Annotated in this window: 11 protein-coding genes; 7 read left to right on the top strand and 4 right to left on the bottom strand. The window is 41.3% G+C overall.

What is annotated here, in order from left to right:
• Positions 1–630: 630 nt before the first annotated feature.
• From DP114_RS09090 to DP114_RS09080, 3 genes are all read left to right on the top strand, one after another.
• A complete protein-coding gene (locus tag DP114_RS09090; protein WP_169266408.1) occupies positions 631–2,178 on the top strand; it encodes a mechanosensitive ion channel family protein in 1,548 nt (515 codons plus the stop codon).
• 172 nt (positions 2,179–2,350) lie between these two features.
• Positions 2,351–2,617, top strand: a complete 267-nt coding sequence (locus tag DP114_RS09085; protein WP_169266392.1) for a hypothetical protein — start codon at positions 2,351–2,353, stop codon at positions 2,615–2,617.
• 108 nt (positions 2,618–2,725) lie between these two features.
• Positions 2,726–3,127 (top strand): hypothetical protein, encoded by a 402-nt coding sequence (locus DP114_RS09080; RefSeq protein ID WP_171975939.1) that lies wholly within the window; start codon positions 2,726–2,728, stop codon positions 3,125–3,127.
• 71 nt (positions 3,128–3,198) lie between these two features.
• On the opposite strand, the gene DP114_RS09075 is transcribed toward DP114_RS09080, so the two are convergent.
• Complete coding sequence (locus DP114_RS09075) at positions 3,199–4,377, bottom strand: glycosyltransferase family 4 protein (RefSeq protein ID WP_171975938.1); 1,179 nt, start codon at positions 4,375–4,377, stop codon at positions 3,199–3,201.
• Positions 4,378–4,684: 307 nt separating this feature from the next.
• Positions 4,685–5,851, bottom strand: coding sequence for a glycosyltransferase family 4 protein (locus tag DP114_RS09070; RefSeq protein WP_171975937.1), 1,167 nt, complete (start codon positions 5,849–5,851; stop codon positions 4,685–4,687).
• Between the two features lie 58 nt (positions 5,852–5,909).
• Here DP114_RS09070 and DP114_RS09065 point away from each other — a divergent pair, with 58 nt between their 5' ends.
• From DP114_RS09065 to DP114_RS09050, 4 genes are all read left to right on the top strand, one after another.
• Positions 5,910–6,107 carry a hypothetical protein gene (locus DP114_RS09065; RefSeq protein ID WP_169266395.1) on the top strand — a complete coding sequence of 66 codons (198 nt, stop codon included), beginning with the start codon at positions 5,910–5,912 and terminating at the stop codon, positions 6,105–6,107.
• Positions 6,108–7,330: 1,223 nt separating this feature from the next.
• A complete protein-coding gene (locus DP114_RS09060) occupies positions 7,331–9,517 on the top strand; it encodes an NHL repeat-containing protein (protein ID WP_171975936.1) in 2,187 nt (728 codons plus the stop codon).
• Between the two features lie 327 nt (positions 9,518–9,844).
• Positions 9,845–10,627 (top strand): PIG-L deacetylase family protein, encoded by a 783-nt coding sequence (locus tag DP114_RS09055; RefSeq protein WP_169266397.1) that lies wholly within the window; start codon positions 9,845–9,847, stop codon positions 10,625–10,627.
• A 108-nt stretch (positions 10,628–10,735) separates the two neighbouring features.
• Entirely contained in the window at positions 10,736–11,815 is a 1,080-nt protein-coding gene (locus DP114_RS09050) for a glycosyltransferase family 4 protein (RefSeq protein ID WP_169266410.1), read from the top strand.
• Between the two features lie 318 nt (positions 11,816–12,133).
• Here DP114_RS09050 and DP114_RS09045 read toward each other — a convergent pair whose 3' ends face one another.
• A complete protein-coding gene (locus DP114_RS09045) occupies positions 12,134–13,243 on the bottom strand; it encodes a glycosyltransferase (RefSeq protein ID WP_169266398.1) in 1,110 nt (369 codons plus the stop codon).
• Positions 13,240–14,730 (bottom strand): O-antigen ligase domain-containing protein, encoded by a 1,491-nt coding sequence (locus DP114_RS09040; RefSeq protein ID WP_169266399.1) that lies wholly within the window; start codon positions 14,728–14,730, stop codon positions 13,240–13,242. Before DP114_RS09040 ends, DP114_RS09045 begins: the two co-directional genes overlap by 4 nt.
• Positions 14,731–14,780 lie beyond the last annotated feature (50 nt).

Genomic DNA, 14,780 nt, shown 5'->3' with positions numbered 1-14,780 from the left:
TTGACGTTTAAGAACGCGAATGTCAATAAACTAGGGGTGTAAGGGAAATGCACTAACCAGGGGATAGGGCAATACAGTTCAGATAAGCCTTTTTTCTCTCCTCCCTACTTCCCCTGCTCCCCCTACTCCCCCTACCTGCCTCAACAGATAAATTTCTTAACTGAACCGTATTGGGGGATAGGGAAAATGCATTTATTTTCTTTTGTTATTCTTTTATTCCCCTACACCCGCGCGTTTTGGTCAAAGCCCTTCGGGCAGGGGCTTCCGGCGGCGTGGCAACAAATAAAATTTTCTCTTCCCCTTACACCCTTACACCCCCATACCCCTACACCCCTTTCAAAGGTCAACTTGAGTTCTGTTATTTATGATTGATTGGTGGCTGGTGGTGGCATTCCAATAACTTAACAACGGAACATCCCATAATTATTTTGTTACAAAATATATAATTAGATAAATTTTTATTAACATCAAATTGATAAATATCTAACTACAGACAGTATAATTACTGGGGCTGATTAGGCGGGCTAAATTTTAGCTAAGCTAGCAGGGTTGAAATAGTAAAGGAGGTGCCCATTGCGCTTTCAATTTGTGGCGATCGCTTTTTCTTCAATAGTGATCACTGTTGGCACGATGCCAAAAGCTACAGCGCAGCAGATTCCCTTTTTACCTAACCTACAAACTCCTAACTTTTTGATTAATGAATTAGAAAAAGCACCAGAAAAAGGTTGGGTTAATTTGGATGGTAGGGGTTTGTTTCAGATAGCGGCACCAAAAGGGAACTTGACAAAGCGTTTACAAGATATCCAACAAAGGTTGGATCAACAAAGTCAGGAGTACTTTCAAAAATCTGATGCAGAACTTAATGTACAGATTACACCTGAAAAGAAATCAACGACTAAGAACGGAAAAACGACTGTAACTGAAACTGCAATAATTCTTCTTAATGGTCAATACCTGATGACCGTCAATGACTACGATGCCAGTCTGCAACAACAGGATACTGTCGATACAGTTGCAAAGCAAATCGTTGAAAAGTTGCAACAAGGTTTGAAACGCGCAAAGCAGGAGCGAGAAAGTAACTCTTTAATTCAACAGGGTCAAATTGCTGGAGCTGCTGGAGTGGCGATGATTGTTCTTAGTTGGGGGGTTTATTCTTACCAACACCGTCGCAAAAAATATAAGGCAGAGCCTGTTACCACGGCTTCAGCAGCAACTAGACCGATTACGATACAGCTAAATCAACAAGAACATAAACATATTACAGAGGTCAAGAGGCGGCTGTATCAGCTAGCCCAAGCAACGATTTGGGGGGGTGGAAGTCTTTATATACTGGGTTTATTTCCCTACACACGAGCGCTTCAGGGATGGATTATGGTTGGGGCAAAAATTCCGTTGACATTGGGTGTTGTCGCTCTGGGAACTTATGTGGTAATACGTCTGAGCTATGCCTTGATTGACCGCTTCAGTTCTGCTTTAGTCAATAGTGCTGTCTTATTGACTCCAGAAGCTCCCGAACGTATACAATTGCGAGTTTCTACTATTTCTGGCGTTAGCAAAAGTATCGCCACCATTACCTGTATAGTAGTTGGTACTCTGCTAGCTTTGGGGGCTTTGGGTGTAGAACTAGTTCCTTTGCTAGCAGGTGCAAGTCTAGTTGGTGTTGCAGTGTCCCTGGCATCCCAAAGTCTGATTAAAGATGCGATAAATGGCTTTTTGATTATTCTAGAAGACCAATACGCCTTAGGTGATTATATTACAGTTGGAACTGTCGGTGGTTTGGTCGAAAACTTGAATCTGCGGATGACCCAAGTGCGGGATGGAGAAGGGCGCTTAATTACGATTCCTAACAGTGAAATCAAAGTAGTTGCCAATCTTTCCAGTCGCTGGTCAAGAGCCGATTTAACTATCCCAGTTGCATACCAAACTGATGTTGACCAGGCGATAAAATTAATTCAAAAAGTTGGTGTGGACATGGATGAAGATCCGCTATGGGATCATCAAATTCTGGAAACACCTCAAGTTTTGGGAATAGATAATTTTGCTGTTGCTGAGAAAGGTTTCTTGATTCGTGTATGGATTAAAACACAACCCCTCAAGCAATGGAGTGTAGCAAGAGAGTATCGCCGTCGCTTAAAAATCGCCTTTGACCAAGCCGGAATTTCCATTTTTCTTCCGTGACAAGCTATAGGATGTGTTGTTAGTGGTTAGTAGTGCAATCACTAATAACCAAGCCGATCTCACTCGCATTTTTAGTACAAATATACTATAATTAAGATAGCGTTCACAAAGCCCAGTAAAGTACAAAACGGGTTTGTGACAGCCTTCTGAGATGGGTTCAACGGTTTGTCCTATGATCAAGCACTATATTCTCAGCCTTAATCCGACTGCTAAGCATGAATGGGATCGGTGTATTTTACGTGACCCATTGACTGCTAAACGCCCAGATATTGCCAAGTTAGTCGCTGAAGCAGTTGGTGCTGATACAGGCAGTTATTTAGTCAGTGTGAATATTGAAGTTCAAGTATTAGAGCAAGCTGCGGTACCTCACGCTGAACAGCTTTCCTTAAATATTGGGGAGGTGACTATCCAAGCGCCTCAACTGAGGGAAGCAGCGTAAAGGGAGATCGGGGGAGAAAATACTCCCTCACCTTTCCCGTTTACCGTAGCCACTCTTTACCATGTCTTTGCTATTTTGTATGTAAGATTGCGTAAACACAATTCATCTATGTTAACAAACCAACTGAATCATTATCCAGCGGCGTTGGGCACAGCCCTTGTCGAAGACATCGCTCAAGCTGCCCAAAGAGTAAATAAAGTAGACTCTCAATTAATGGCAGTTCAGCTGCAAATTAATCGGTTTGAAGGTAATGCCGATCGCGCCGCCGCCTTTGATATGGATTTGAAAAATGATGCTCAACGCAAATCTCGTCGTTTTGAAGTGTTACTTGTTAATCAAGAATACCAAAAGGCGATGGACACCCTAATACAATTAACTACCGAAAAGGCAAATGCTGTTGCCCATTTAGAATATCTGCGCAACCTGCTTAGCGTAGCGAAATTGCAAGCAAGACTCACAATAGCTCAACAACTCACAGATTTTGAATCGCATGAATTAGTGGGTTTGTAGTTGGGTCCTAGAAGCTGCTTTCTAAGGTTTAGGATTTGTGTATAGAAACCATCGCTTTTCTCTGGCGATACTTATTTCTCCTGAGTTCTGAGTTCTGAGTTCTGAGTTCTTTTTGATAACTTATTGAGCAGCACGGCAATTTGCTGATTAATGGCTGTGACATCAAAACGCTGGCTGGCTGTAGTTTGTGCATGATGAGCGATCGTCGCAATCTTCTGTGGTTCTTTTAGACAGGTGGTTATCACTTGTGCTAATTCATCAGGTTTTCCTGGTGTGACTGAGAAACCATTGACACCGTGCTCTACTAATTCTACTGCACCGCCAGCTTTTGCAGCCACAATAGGTTTTCCACAGAGCATAGCCTCTACAATCACTCTACCAAACGGCTCTGGGGCGGTTGAGGTATGTGCAACTAAGTCAGTTGCCGCCATCAGCAGGGGAACATCTGAACGAAATCCTAAAAATTTGACTCGGTTTTCTAGTCCCAGCGCTGTCACCTGTTGGTGTAAGTGCTGGACATATTCTTGTTCTCCAAACAGTGCGTCACCGACTAAGATTGCTGTGACATCAACAGGACATTGTGCGAGTGCTTCTATTAATATATGCTGTCCTTTCCAAGGTGCGAGACGGCTAAAGTGTCCGACAACAAATTGTCCATCTAACCCCAGTTGTTGTCTAATTTGACTGACATCGGACTCGTGGGTTTGATAATTTTTCGGGTCAAAGCCATTGTAAACCACTTCAGTGATATCTGAACGTCCTCCTGCTGCTACGAAGCCTGCTTGACTTGCTTGAGAATTGGCAATGACGAGTGATGCAAAACGATTGGCGCAAGTTACAGCAATGCGACGGTTGGTTTGGCTAAAGTGCTCTGGGGAAAGAATATCATGCAAATGATAGACCAAAGGACGACGGCTGAAAAAACTTGCTAGTGCGCCAACAACTAAGGCTTTTTGCGTATTCGCGTAAATTAAATCAAATTCTCTGGCTTTTTGCACAACTTTAGAAATCAGAGGCAGAATTTGAGCCAGACTGCCTAATCCTTGCGCTAAACTGCTTTCTTTACGAACTTGTATAACCTGATTTGTGAGAACTTGAACCGGAATGTGATTTTGTTCTAGTAAATTTCTAAAAGAACCATCAGCAAATAATCCCACTAAAGAGCTATCTTTATAAGGTTTGGCGATATCTATTAAACACAGTTCAGCCCCACCTGGTTTACCACTTTGATCTAGGAAGAGAATTTTCATATCATCTTTAATAATTTCAGTGATCAGCAGCCATTAACAGTAAACTTCTTGTTCTTGCAGAAGTATGATTAATGGATCTTTAGAACCACAGATTAACACAGATAATTTATCTGTGTGTATCTGCTGCCCAAGCTTACCAAACGCGCTTTGCTCATACCTACACCTCACAAAGGGCAAGGTTTATCTGTGGTTTAATTTTCTTCAAATTGATTTTTGCACGAGGTTTTGTATATGGTACGACTGCAAAGGAAAAAGTTACCAAAGCAGCCTCAAGAGATTTTAGTTTTTTCTTGTTATTGTGTTACAGCTAAGCCAATAGAACTTGCCGTACATCTTGAGCTATCTTATCCCAGTTGAAGTTTGTGACAGCGTACTGACGACAAGCTTGTCGTGAAGGTGTTGGCACTTTTCCCAATAGCACCTGTTCTAATCTTTCTGCAATGGCTGCAACTTCTGTGGAAGAGGTAATGAAATCCGGTGAAAATGGTTCTAAAATTTCTGGCATTCCTCCAACCGGAGTACACACAACAGGAGTACCGCAGGCTAAAGATTCTACTACTGCCAATCCAAATCCTTCAAAAGACTGACTGGGCATGATGCTCAAGTCAGCTGCTTGGTAAGCAACAGGTAAGAGTTCGTCAGGCATGAACCCTAAAAATTTAACATGATGATCAAGTCCTAATTCAGTAGCCTGCTGTTGTAGTGTTGCTTGTAGTGGTCCACGTCCTGCGATCGCCAGCATAACATCTGGAATTCTCGGCTTAATAATAGCCAAGGCGTCCAATAATTTGTCAAGTCCAACTCGATTCACCAAGCGGCGGGCGGTGAATAAAATTGGGCGATCTTGCGGCCAGTCTAGTTTTGTTCGAGCCTCTTGAGGTGATAGATTAGGTTGAAACTGAGTAATATCAACTCCCCCAGGGATGACATGAATTTTGTTCCAAGGAACGTGATACTCTTTGTGTAAGATATTCCCGAATGCTTTGCTAAGAACAATAAAGCGATCGCAGTGGTTATATGTTCTTTGTTCTATCAGCTTAGCTTTGATAAGAATACTTAATTTCTTCTCATTAACTTCTTCTTGACTCTCAAAAGCCCAAGGACCATGAAAGTTAAAGGTGACAGGTACACCTTTTGGCAAAAGATCTAAAATCGGGAAACTATATAGTGCAAAATGTAAGTTAATGACATCTGGTTTTTCAGTTCTTGTTTTCTGAAAGTTATTACGAATACACCACAATCGTTTCCAAATAGGACTACTGGGTGATGCTAAGTTAGTCAATTTTATCGGCAAGTTTGGTTCAGCTTCTGGTAGACCAACTCCACATAATTCAACTTTGTCTTGATTTGCTGCTAGTTTATGAGTCAGTTCATAAATATATCGTTCCAATCCTCCTGGGGTTTTAGGAAACCAGCCTAGTCCTATACATAAAATAGACTTAGATTCTAAAGCATTTTTTGTATTATCTTCCACTTATGTTTCTCCAAGTAAGGGTTGTGGGTGTGTCTACTTGTTACTTAACATTTCTCAGTTGTCAACTACCGACAGTATTAATTCCATCGCTTGGGTAAGCGTCGATCTACGTCTGAGCACTGTTCGTCGTCAGATGAAGGCAGGCATAGGCGTTATTGATGGGGCAAATCCTGCAGTATACCCCGCTAAACTGCTGCTTACCTCTGGTACTGTTTTCGTGATTAATGCCTTTTTTTGGGTTCATTCAGTATGCTGACTCATGCTGACAATACATATATTCTGTTGCTGGATATATAATCCGAATATTACAGGTTAATAGAAATTCATTTCATTTATCTCATCTTTTTATAGAACAAAACAGTTCATATGATTGTTGGGTTATAACGTAGAATTTAAGTTAGTAGAGTGAATCCTAACAAATAAGGATAAACTTAAGGTGAAAACAACAGGGGATGCCCATGCACCGAGCTTAGCATTGGTGATACACAGAAGAAGTCAGCAAGTGGGCTTATTGCACTGAAGATGAAACTCAACAGAAGGCAGTGTGCATTAATGAGTAGGAGTAGGGTTAGTCTCGGCTGATGAAGGCAGATTTGAGCGTCCGGGACGAAGTTCGTTCTTGATTGCAAGTTTTCATCACTAAGTATCCATTTTGCAAAAAAAGGTAATAAGTTCTAGGATTAACGATAATAAACGTTTTTGTGAAATAGCATCAGAAAAATCCCTGCTATTTAGGTTGCCTTGAAAAGCTTCCTGACACCATTGACTTTTAAGTGTGACAGATGGTTGAAGTTTGCCTCAACTATGAATCAGTAAGTAGAAAGGCGCAAATAAACACCAAGCATGTAACTAAAAGTCAAATTGGCTAAAACTCCCTTCGCTTTAGCATAGCTACCTTTTTTCCTCTCCCTTGTCTTAAGGATAAATTTTCCTGCCCACCTGACTTGAAAAAGGGGTGTAAGGGTATAAGGGTATAGGGGTGTAGGGAAAATCTATTTTCATGTAAGGTTCGTGAGATTTTCCCGTGATTAGCAAGCATGAAAATAGATTTTCATGCTTGCTTGTGGGCGCGATCGCCCATCAATGACTGACTTGAAAAAGCAAGGGAGCAGGGAGAGAGGAGAAAATTTTTCATCCTCAGGAGTGTACGTAGTTGATGATGGCTACTTAATCATCCATACTTGTTTAGGGAAGTAAACAGTTGAATCTTATACGTCTTGTTTTTTATTTAAGTTTTTTAGTAGATATTGCAAGTCTAATTTAAAACATGTATCATCCCAAAACAAGTTGAATTTTAAAAAAATAGTGTGATTCTGATAAAGTTTTTGTAAAACCAGACGTGGAGCACTCTTGAATGTAGATAATGACAGAAAACCCCTGTAAGGGTAATTACGATGCAATGATTTCCTATTCTATGCAGCCTCATTGTAAAACGATACTAAATAATATTTGAGAAGTCATTAAGCATTTTGTTATTTTATGAAAAATCAATTCATTTCACATCTGGGTGGACTATATCGTAGGCAACGAAATAATACTCATTTGCAATTGAGACAATTTTTCAAGTTTTTTTTATGTCTAATAACTGCTACAAGTATTACATTGTACTTTACAGCCACAGTCATACCTGCTACAAAACCCTACACAACATCTTGGATAGGTAATACTTATGGTGGTGGTAAGAAATGGGTGCAAAATTATGTAGAGGGAATGTATGTCGGTTCTGATGGCACGGTTTACACCAACAGCACTTGGGACGAAGCTGGAAGAGAAGCAGGAATATATAAGGATGGTGATGTTATAGGGCCTGACTTTGAGCTTCATGGTTGGAGTCGTGTAGGCGGCAAAGCCATAACAATTAATGATAAATATATTTACCTTGCTATGGTGCAGGGATCAATGGGCAAGATACCAGAAGATTACCCACCAGAAAAAACAGCTTGGCACTGTGTCAGACGCTATACTTTGTCTGGAAAGCCTGCGGGTTTTGCTGGAGGGCGTGGCTATGACAAGAGTATGATGATTGTCAGTGCAAAAAGCCCAGTCACAGGATTAGCAATAGTAGGGAAAGAGTTATATGTGGGTATTTCTGAGGCAAACCGCGTTAATGTCTACAACACTGACACAATGACGGAAGTCCGGAATTTTTCTGTTCCCAATCCAAAACAGATGACAGTTGATAAGCAGGGAAATTTGTGGATTATACAAAGCAAGAATGGCAGTAGCCCTGCTCAGATTTTACATTATTCAAGCCAAGGAAAGCGTTTGGGTGAGGTTATTGCTGATGTTGTTGATCCAAGTGCGATCGCACTCGACAATCAAGGCAGACTTTTGGTCGCAGAAAATGGACCTCGTCAGCAAATATTAATTTATAAAATTACAGGTAAGCCAGCAAAAGTAGGAACTTTCGGAGTCGAGGGGGGCGTTTATGCTGGTGTTCCTGGTGACATTGGAAATTTAAAATTTTACGGAATTAGTGGGGTGGGTACAGATGCAACAGGTAATATCTATGTAAATAGTAATGGTTTCAATAATTCAGGAACCGACTTAAGAAAATTTTCGCCGTCAGGAAAGTTACAATGGCAGTTGCTGGGTTTGCACTTTGTGGATAATGCAGATACAGATCCTCAAAGTGATGGCGTAGAGGTATACACCAAGCATGAATACTTCCAGATGGACTACAAAAAACCATCCGGTAAACAATGGAGTTACAAGGCTTACACCTTAAATCCTTTTAAGTACCCCCAAGATCCACGCCTCCATACATCGCCAACTTCAGTTTTCTTCCGCCGCATTCAGGGGAAACCCTTTATGTATCTCACAGATATGTATGCTAGCTTTATGGAAGTTTATCGTTTTAATCCAGCTACAGATGGTTATATTGCAATACCATCTGCTATGTTTTCTGCTACATCCATGAATCATGGTAAGCCCGTTCAAAGTTGGCTGTCTAATCAACCTCAGGAAGAAAAGGATTGGATCTGGCGGGATCGCAACGGTAACGGTGCTTTTGATCAGGGTGAATATGATACTAGAACCCTAGATTATCCTTACCTTGGAGGATGGTGGGTAGATAGCAAAGGCGACTTATGGAAAACTCTGCGAACGAAAGTTGGTATCCTGCATTTTGTTGTACAGGGGCTAGATCAAAAGGGTAACCCGATTTATTCCAACAGTTCTATGAAAAAGGAGACAACTCCTAACCAAATTACAGATTTGCGAAGGATTGAGTATTTTCCTGATACAGACACCATGTATTTATCAGGCTTTACCAAAGAACATCCTCCGATTGGAGATGATGCTGGAGTCGTTGGTTCTGAAATTATACGTTATGACAACTGGAATAAAGGAAACCGCACTCCCCGGTGGCGAACCGTGATCCCTTATGACACAACTGGAAAGCGCGAAGTGATGACAGCAGCGATGAGTGTCGCTGGAGATTATGTATTTGCTGTAACATTGAAAACGTCAGAGGTATACGTTTACAAAGCCGCGACAGGAGAACAAGTACAAAAGTTCAAACCAGGTCCAGAAGTAGCTGGTGAAAGTGGCTGGATTGACATACCTTATGGTATCCGTGCTTTTCGCCGATCAAATGGAGAGTACATAGTATTTGTTGAGGAAGATTTGAAAGGAAAGGTGATTATGTATCAGTTACCGCGATAAGTTGATGATTGTTTTTTACACTTGTTCCCAAATTCCTTTGGAATTGAATAACGAAGCAATTATCACAGGCTTTGCCTGTTTTTTCTTTAGTTGTATTTGATAACGTCATGACACTATAGTCGCATGGTCATAATCTATATGCTTAAAATTGAGTGTATTTATTAACCGTACTAAATGTATTGTTGAACACAATAAAATTGAAAAATTTATACTGTATTTATAAAAAATGAAAACATCTTGAATAAGAAAATGTCAAACATGAGAGATAATAGCAACGAAGCATTGTAGAGCAATCGAGAAAAAAATCAAGCAACTCTATATTTTTTTATGCAGATAAAACAGATTCTTAAACTTTTACAAAAAATAATTCCAAATAACTTGCTTTATCTACTGCAAGATATTCACTCTAAAATACTGTTTCGGTGGATTTTACTAAAAGGAAGTGAGCCAACAGCGTTTAATAACAAATCCGCGATGGTGTTTTCTCCTCATCAAGATGATGAAACCTTCGGTTGTGGAGGTATGATTGCCCTGAAACGAGAACATGGAGTACCAGTAACGGTGGCTTTTCTAACTGATGGACAGGGTTCTCATGGTCCCGATTCTCAAATCAAAGAAAAAATCGTCCACATTCGCAAACAAGAGGCGGTAAAAGCTTTAGAAATTTTGGGAGTAGAAACCTCAAAAATTCACTTTTTGGAAAAGCCAGACGGAACTTTGCAAGATTTACAAAAAGAGCAACGGGAACAAACAATTCAGCAGTTGGCTGAACTCATAAAATTTTCTCAACCAGAAGAAATTTACGTTCCTCACAGAAAAGATTGCCATAAAGATCATGAGGCGACATATGAACTTGTCAAAGAAGCAATTGCTCAAGTAGGGATCAAAGTAGAACTCCTACAATATCCTATTTGGTTATTGTGGAGAGCACCTCTATTTATTATGCTTAAGTTGCATGATATAGCAGCTGCTTACCGACTCTCTATAGAATCAGTCCAACATAAAAAAAGCAAGGCGATCGCCTCTTACTGTTCTCAACTTGAAGGCTTACCTCGTGGCTTTGTGAAGCGATTTTTAGGATCTTATGAAATCTTTTTTAAAGTTGAGTAAAAGTAGTAAAAAATGCTTATTAATACGTATTTACAACTAGAAGATTTTATACGATTCTTAAGAAGAAGCAATTATGTATCACAAGCAACCACTGTGGAGAGGACAGAAATGCGGATACTACATATTACAAACCACGTCCAAGAAATAGGTAACGGTATTGTTAATGTTGCGATAGACTTAGCCTGCTTGCAAGCCAAGCTTGGTTACGATGTCGCTGTGGCATCTGCTGGAGGAGAATATGAAACATTACTGGAACGTTATGGTGTTAGACACTTTCAACTAAATCAGTCGAGAACGCCGCTTAATGTTGCCAAAGCTGCATGGCATTATTGGGGTATTTTACAAGAATTTCAGCCAGATATCGTCCATGCCCATATGATGACAGGAGTTGTGCTCGGTGCACTTTTGAGAATGTCCTCCTATGGTTTAGTGTCTACAGTGCATAATGAGTTTCAGCGAAGCGCAATACTGATGGGATTAGCTGATCGTGTCATTGCTGTCAGCAGTGCAGTAGCCGATTCAATGGTAAAGCGTGGTATACCGAAGCATAAATTACGGGTAGTGTCCAACGGCACATTGGGCACTCCTCGTCATCCTAACATTACAGAATGTCAGCCTCTACCCTTACACCGTCCTGCTATTACCACTGTAGCAGGGATGTATAAACGCAAAGGAATTGGTGAGTTAATTGATGCATTTGTAGAAATTGCTACTGAGTTTGCTGATGCTCATCTGTATGTGGTGGGAGATGGTCCAGATCGCGCAATATTTGAAGCAAAGGCGCAAAGTACAGCTGTTAGCGATCGCATTCATTTTGAAGGTTTCCAGCCAGAGCCGCAACGGTATATGCTAGCAAGTGATATTTTCGTGCTTGCTTCATACTGCGAATCTTTCGGTTTGGTTTTGACAGAAGCGCGGGAAGCAGGGTGCGCCATTGTTGCCAGCGATGTAGACGGAATTCCTGAAACATTAGATAATCGACAGGCTGGTCTTCTGGTGCCACCTAAAGATAGTCATGCTTTGGCAAAGGCTTTGACGAAATTACTCAGCAATCCTTCTGAATTAGACCAGTGGAAATGCCAAGCAAAGTTAAATTTAGAGCGCTTTAGTGCTGCCCGAGTTAATAAGGAAACACTAGCTACATATCGTGAATTATTGACCAACTATAGTGCAATTAGTGCAGTTTGATATTGAGTTTTAGCATTAATAATGGTTCAGTGTTATATGAATTTCTCTGTAAACTTGAGCTTAATAATTGGTAATAATATAGTCGTGCTCAGAGCTTTTCAGCCAAGAGGATTGCAAAATATTAAGCTCATGTTTATAGAGAATTATCTCAAATCCGCTTGATTATCCACAGTTTGCGCATAAATCCATAAATCTCAACGCTTATGCAACGCTTTAACTATATGCATTTACCTGGATTTGATATGACTCCCTTCTGACTCTAAGATGAGCAATTTAAAAAGTGTAAAGACACCCCTTTTGAGAAGAAGCTAAAACTTTTCATACAGCAGAACGGAGGGCATGAATAAAGTTTTGAGCGTAACGCTGGGTAGAGAAATCAAGGGCACGTTGCCGTGCTGCTTGGGCAGCAGTGCGAGCAAATTCTTGGTCGTTCAGGTAGCGAAGAATTGCATCAGCCAGTGCGTTTGCATCTCCATAGGGTGTGAGTAATCCGTTTAGACCATTTGTGATGATTTCTGTTGGTCCTCCGGCATTACCAGCAATAATGGGTTTGCCTAAAGCCATCGCCTCGATAATGACAATACCAAATGGCTCATTATCTGAAGCATGAACAAAAACATCCATTGCCTGCACCCACTCTGGAATGTTGCGCTGTAGTCCAGCCAGGAGTACTTTCTCTGGAAGCCCCAAAGTTGCTATTTTCTCGTTCAAAAAGTCCTCATAATCTGGCTCCAAATCATGCTTACCTCCAACGACGACACAATGGGCATTAGGATACTTTTGCAACACTTTAGGCATTGCCTCGACAAGAACGTGTATTCCCTTCCAACGCTGCATTCGTCCAACAATGCCAATCAAAGGACCGTCTAACGGTAAACCCAGCTTGGAACGTGCTTCACTAGGAGAAGGTAAATCAGAAGGATTAAACCGATCTAGTGCTACGCCAGGGTTAACTAAGTAAACTGGTCGCTCTGGTAAAATTTGAGATTGGGCGCTTTGTATTGCTTTGGTGATTGTGACGACACCACGAGCTGGCATGAGATTAACCAGGCGCTTGAGAAAGTTTTTGTTATCTGGAATTTCCTGCTGATACCACATTGCAGGTATGCCGGCTAGCAATGCTGCCAGTCCCCCTGTTAAGTGGGCTAACCACATCCAACTGATGATCACATTTGCATGTTCGCGTCTGGCAATGGAAGCTATGGCGATCGCACTCATTAACAAACGGTGCACTTCACGCACGCGCCCACCCCGCACAACTCGTGCATCCACACCAAACTTCCGAAACAGCTCAACCATCGGACCATCTTCTAGGAATATGACCAGCCATTCGACTCCTGCGTTGCGTCCCTCCTGCATCAAATCCCGAAGCGTCATTTCACTACCGCCACGTTGTTCTGCTAGCGGCATAATAATAATTACTTTCATATCGTAGACCTTTCTTGAGATCCAATGATTTCTGGCTGCTGCGGATAGGTGGGTGCAGTTATTCCTTGATGCTGATAGTATTTATGTGCTGCCATAGTGATACCAAAAAATCCCCAAAGAATCATGCCTGCTATACTTAACATACCGCTACCAATAACGAGCTGAGCACAAGCAGTCACACCAATGGCGCGAGAAGCACTCACAAAACTATCGAAGCGAGATTCAGTATACTTGAATATATTAGTGATAATCATCACAAGTGCAGTGATATAAGGAATAGCTCCCAACCAGCCCAGCGTGAAGAACATATCTAATACGCCACTATCAATAACAAAGACTTCTATTTGACCAGTTTTTTCATTAAATTTCCAGGTATTTCCAAATCCATTGCCGAAGACATTAGATAAGGCAACACTCAGGTTTCTGTCATAGCTCCCGGATCTATCTTTCAAGCTACCATCATTTTCAAGATTAGAAAAACTTTCAAAACGACTGCCAACAACACTAGCGAATGGCTCTATGGTTGCTAATGGAATGACACACAATCCCATTGCCAAAATGATAGCAATCAAGCGCATTTGAGTTTGCGCTTTCACAGAACCAAAAATCATAGCCAGCCCCATTAACCAGCCTCCCCAGTTAGTACGTGCCTGAGTCAGTAGGAATGATAAGTAGCCGAATGCAGAAGCGGGAAAGTTTAAAGGTCCTGAGGAGCCACCACTAAACAATAACAGCAACCCTGCTTGCATCACAGCTCCATAGGGACCGACTGAGTGCATTGTGCTCCATACCCGCATCTGGAAGGGCGCTGGGTTACCAGAACTGGTATTCATTTTTGATTGTATGAGCCAATATTTGTCCCACTCAGGTGCCACCACGAATTGATACACACCGTATAGTCCTGTCAGGAACACACACCAAAAGAATGTGCGTTGAATATTCTGACGATAGCTAGGGTAATCACGCCAGCACATGAATAAATGGAATCCAAAAATGACCGGAGATAGCCAATCTAGAAGACTTCGTGCTATGGCGATCGGTGAGTTGTAAACCAGTCCTACAAGAAGCCCATAACACACACCTACAAAAGCAAAAACAAAAGGTAAACCTCCTTGACGAGAAGCACTGGGAAGGTATTTTAGAGTTGTTGCTAGTGTAACTAAAGTTACTAAGTATGGAGCAATAAGCACCTGACGACTTGGATCCCAACCAGCACGAAAATCAATCAAACGAGCAACTAATGCTGATAGAAACCACATCCACCAGGCAAAGCCCAAGTAGAGAATGGGATGCCGTAAGTATAAAAATATAGCTACAACAAAAGATGATATGGGGAAAATGAGGCGCAGCTTGGCTGCGCCTGCAAAATAAAAGGCGACATTCAGCAACACGAAACCGGAAATGACTATCCAGCTGACAAATGAGCGCTGGTCAGGCAAATAATGCTGTTTAAGCAAAGGATGAAAATGTGGCTGTTTAGAATTCACTTGGTTTCTCCAAGTTAAAGATTTCGTAGAGTAAGCTATGCCTCATTTCT

Source organism: Brasilonema sennae CENA114 (assembly GCF_006968745.1).
In the GTDB taxonomy this organism is placed as follows: Bacteria; Cyanobacteriota; Cyanobacteriia; order Cyanobacteriales; family Nostocaceae; genus Brasilonema; species Brasilonema sennae.
This window is presented reverse-complemented; position numbering and strand designations above follow the sequence as displayed.

Excerpts from the sequence above, each read along its gene's own strand:
- DP114_RS09080 (WP_171975939.1), top strand. The coding sequence starts at position 2,726 with ATGTTAACAAACCAACTGAATCATTATCCAGCGGCGTTGGGCACAGCC.
- DP114_RS09045 (WP_169266398.1), bottom strand. The coding sequence starts at position 13,243 with ATGAAAGTAATTATTATTATGCCGCTAGCAGAACAACGTGGCGGTAGT.
- DP114_RS09050 (WP_169266410.1), top strand. The coding sequence starts at position 10,736 with ATGCGGATACTACATATTACAAACCACGTCCAAGAAATAGGTAACGGT.
- DP114_RS09085 (WP_169266392.1), top strand. The coding sequence starts at position 2,351 with ATGATCAAGCACTATATTCTCAGCCTTAATCCGACTGCTAAGCATGAA.
- DP114_RS09055 (WP_169266397.1), top strand. The coding sequence starts at position 9,845 with ATGCAGATAAAACAGATTCTTAAACTTTTACAAAAAATAATTCCAAAT.
- DP114_RS09075 (WP_171975938.1), bottom strand. The coding sequence starts at position 4,377 with ATGAAAATTCTCTTCCTAGATCAAAGTGGTAAACCAGGTGGGGCTGAA.
- DP114_RS09060 (WP_171975936.1), top strand. The coding sequence starts at position 7,331 with ATGAAAAATCAATTCATTTCACATCTGGGTGGACTATATCGTAGGCAA.
- DP114_RS09090 (WP_169266408.1), top strand. The coding sequence starts at position 631 with ATGCCAAAAGCTACAGCGCAGCAGATTCCCTTTTTACCTAACCTACAA.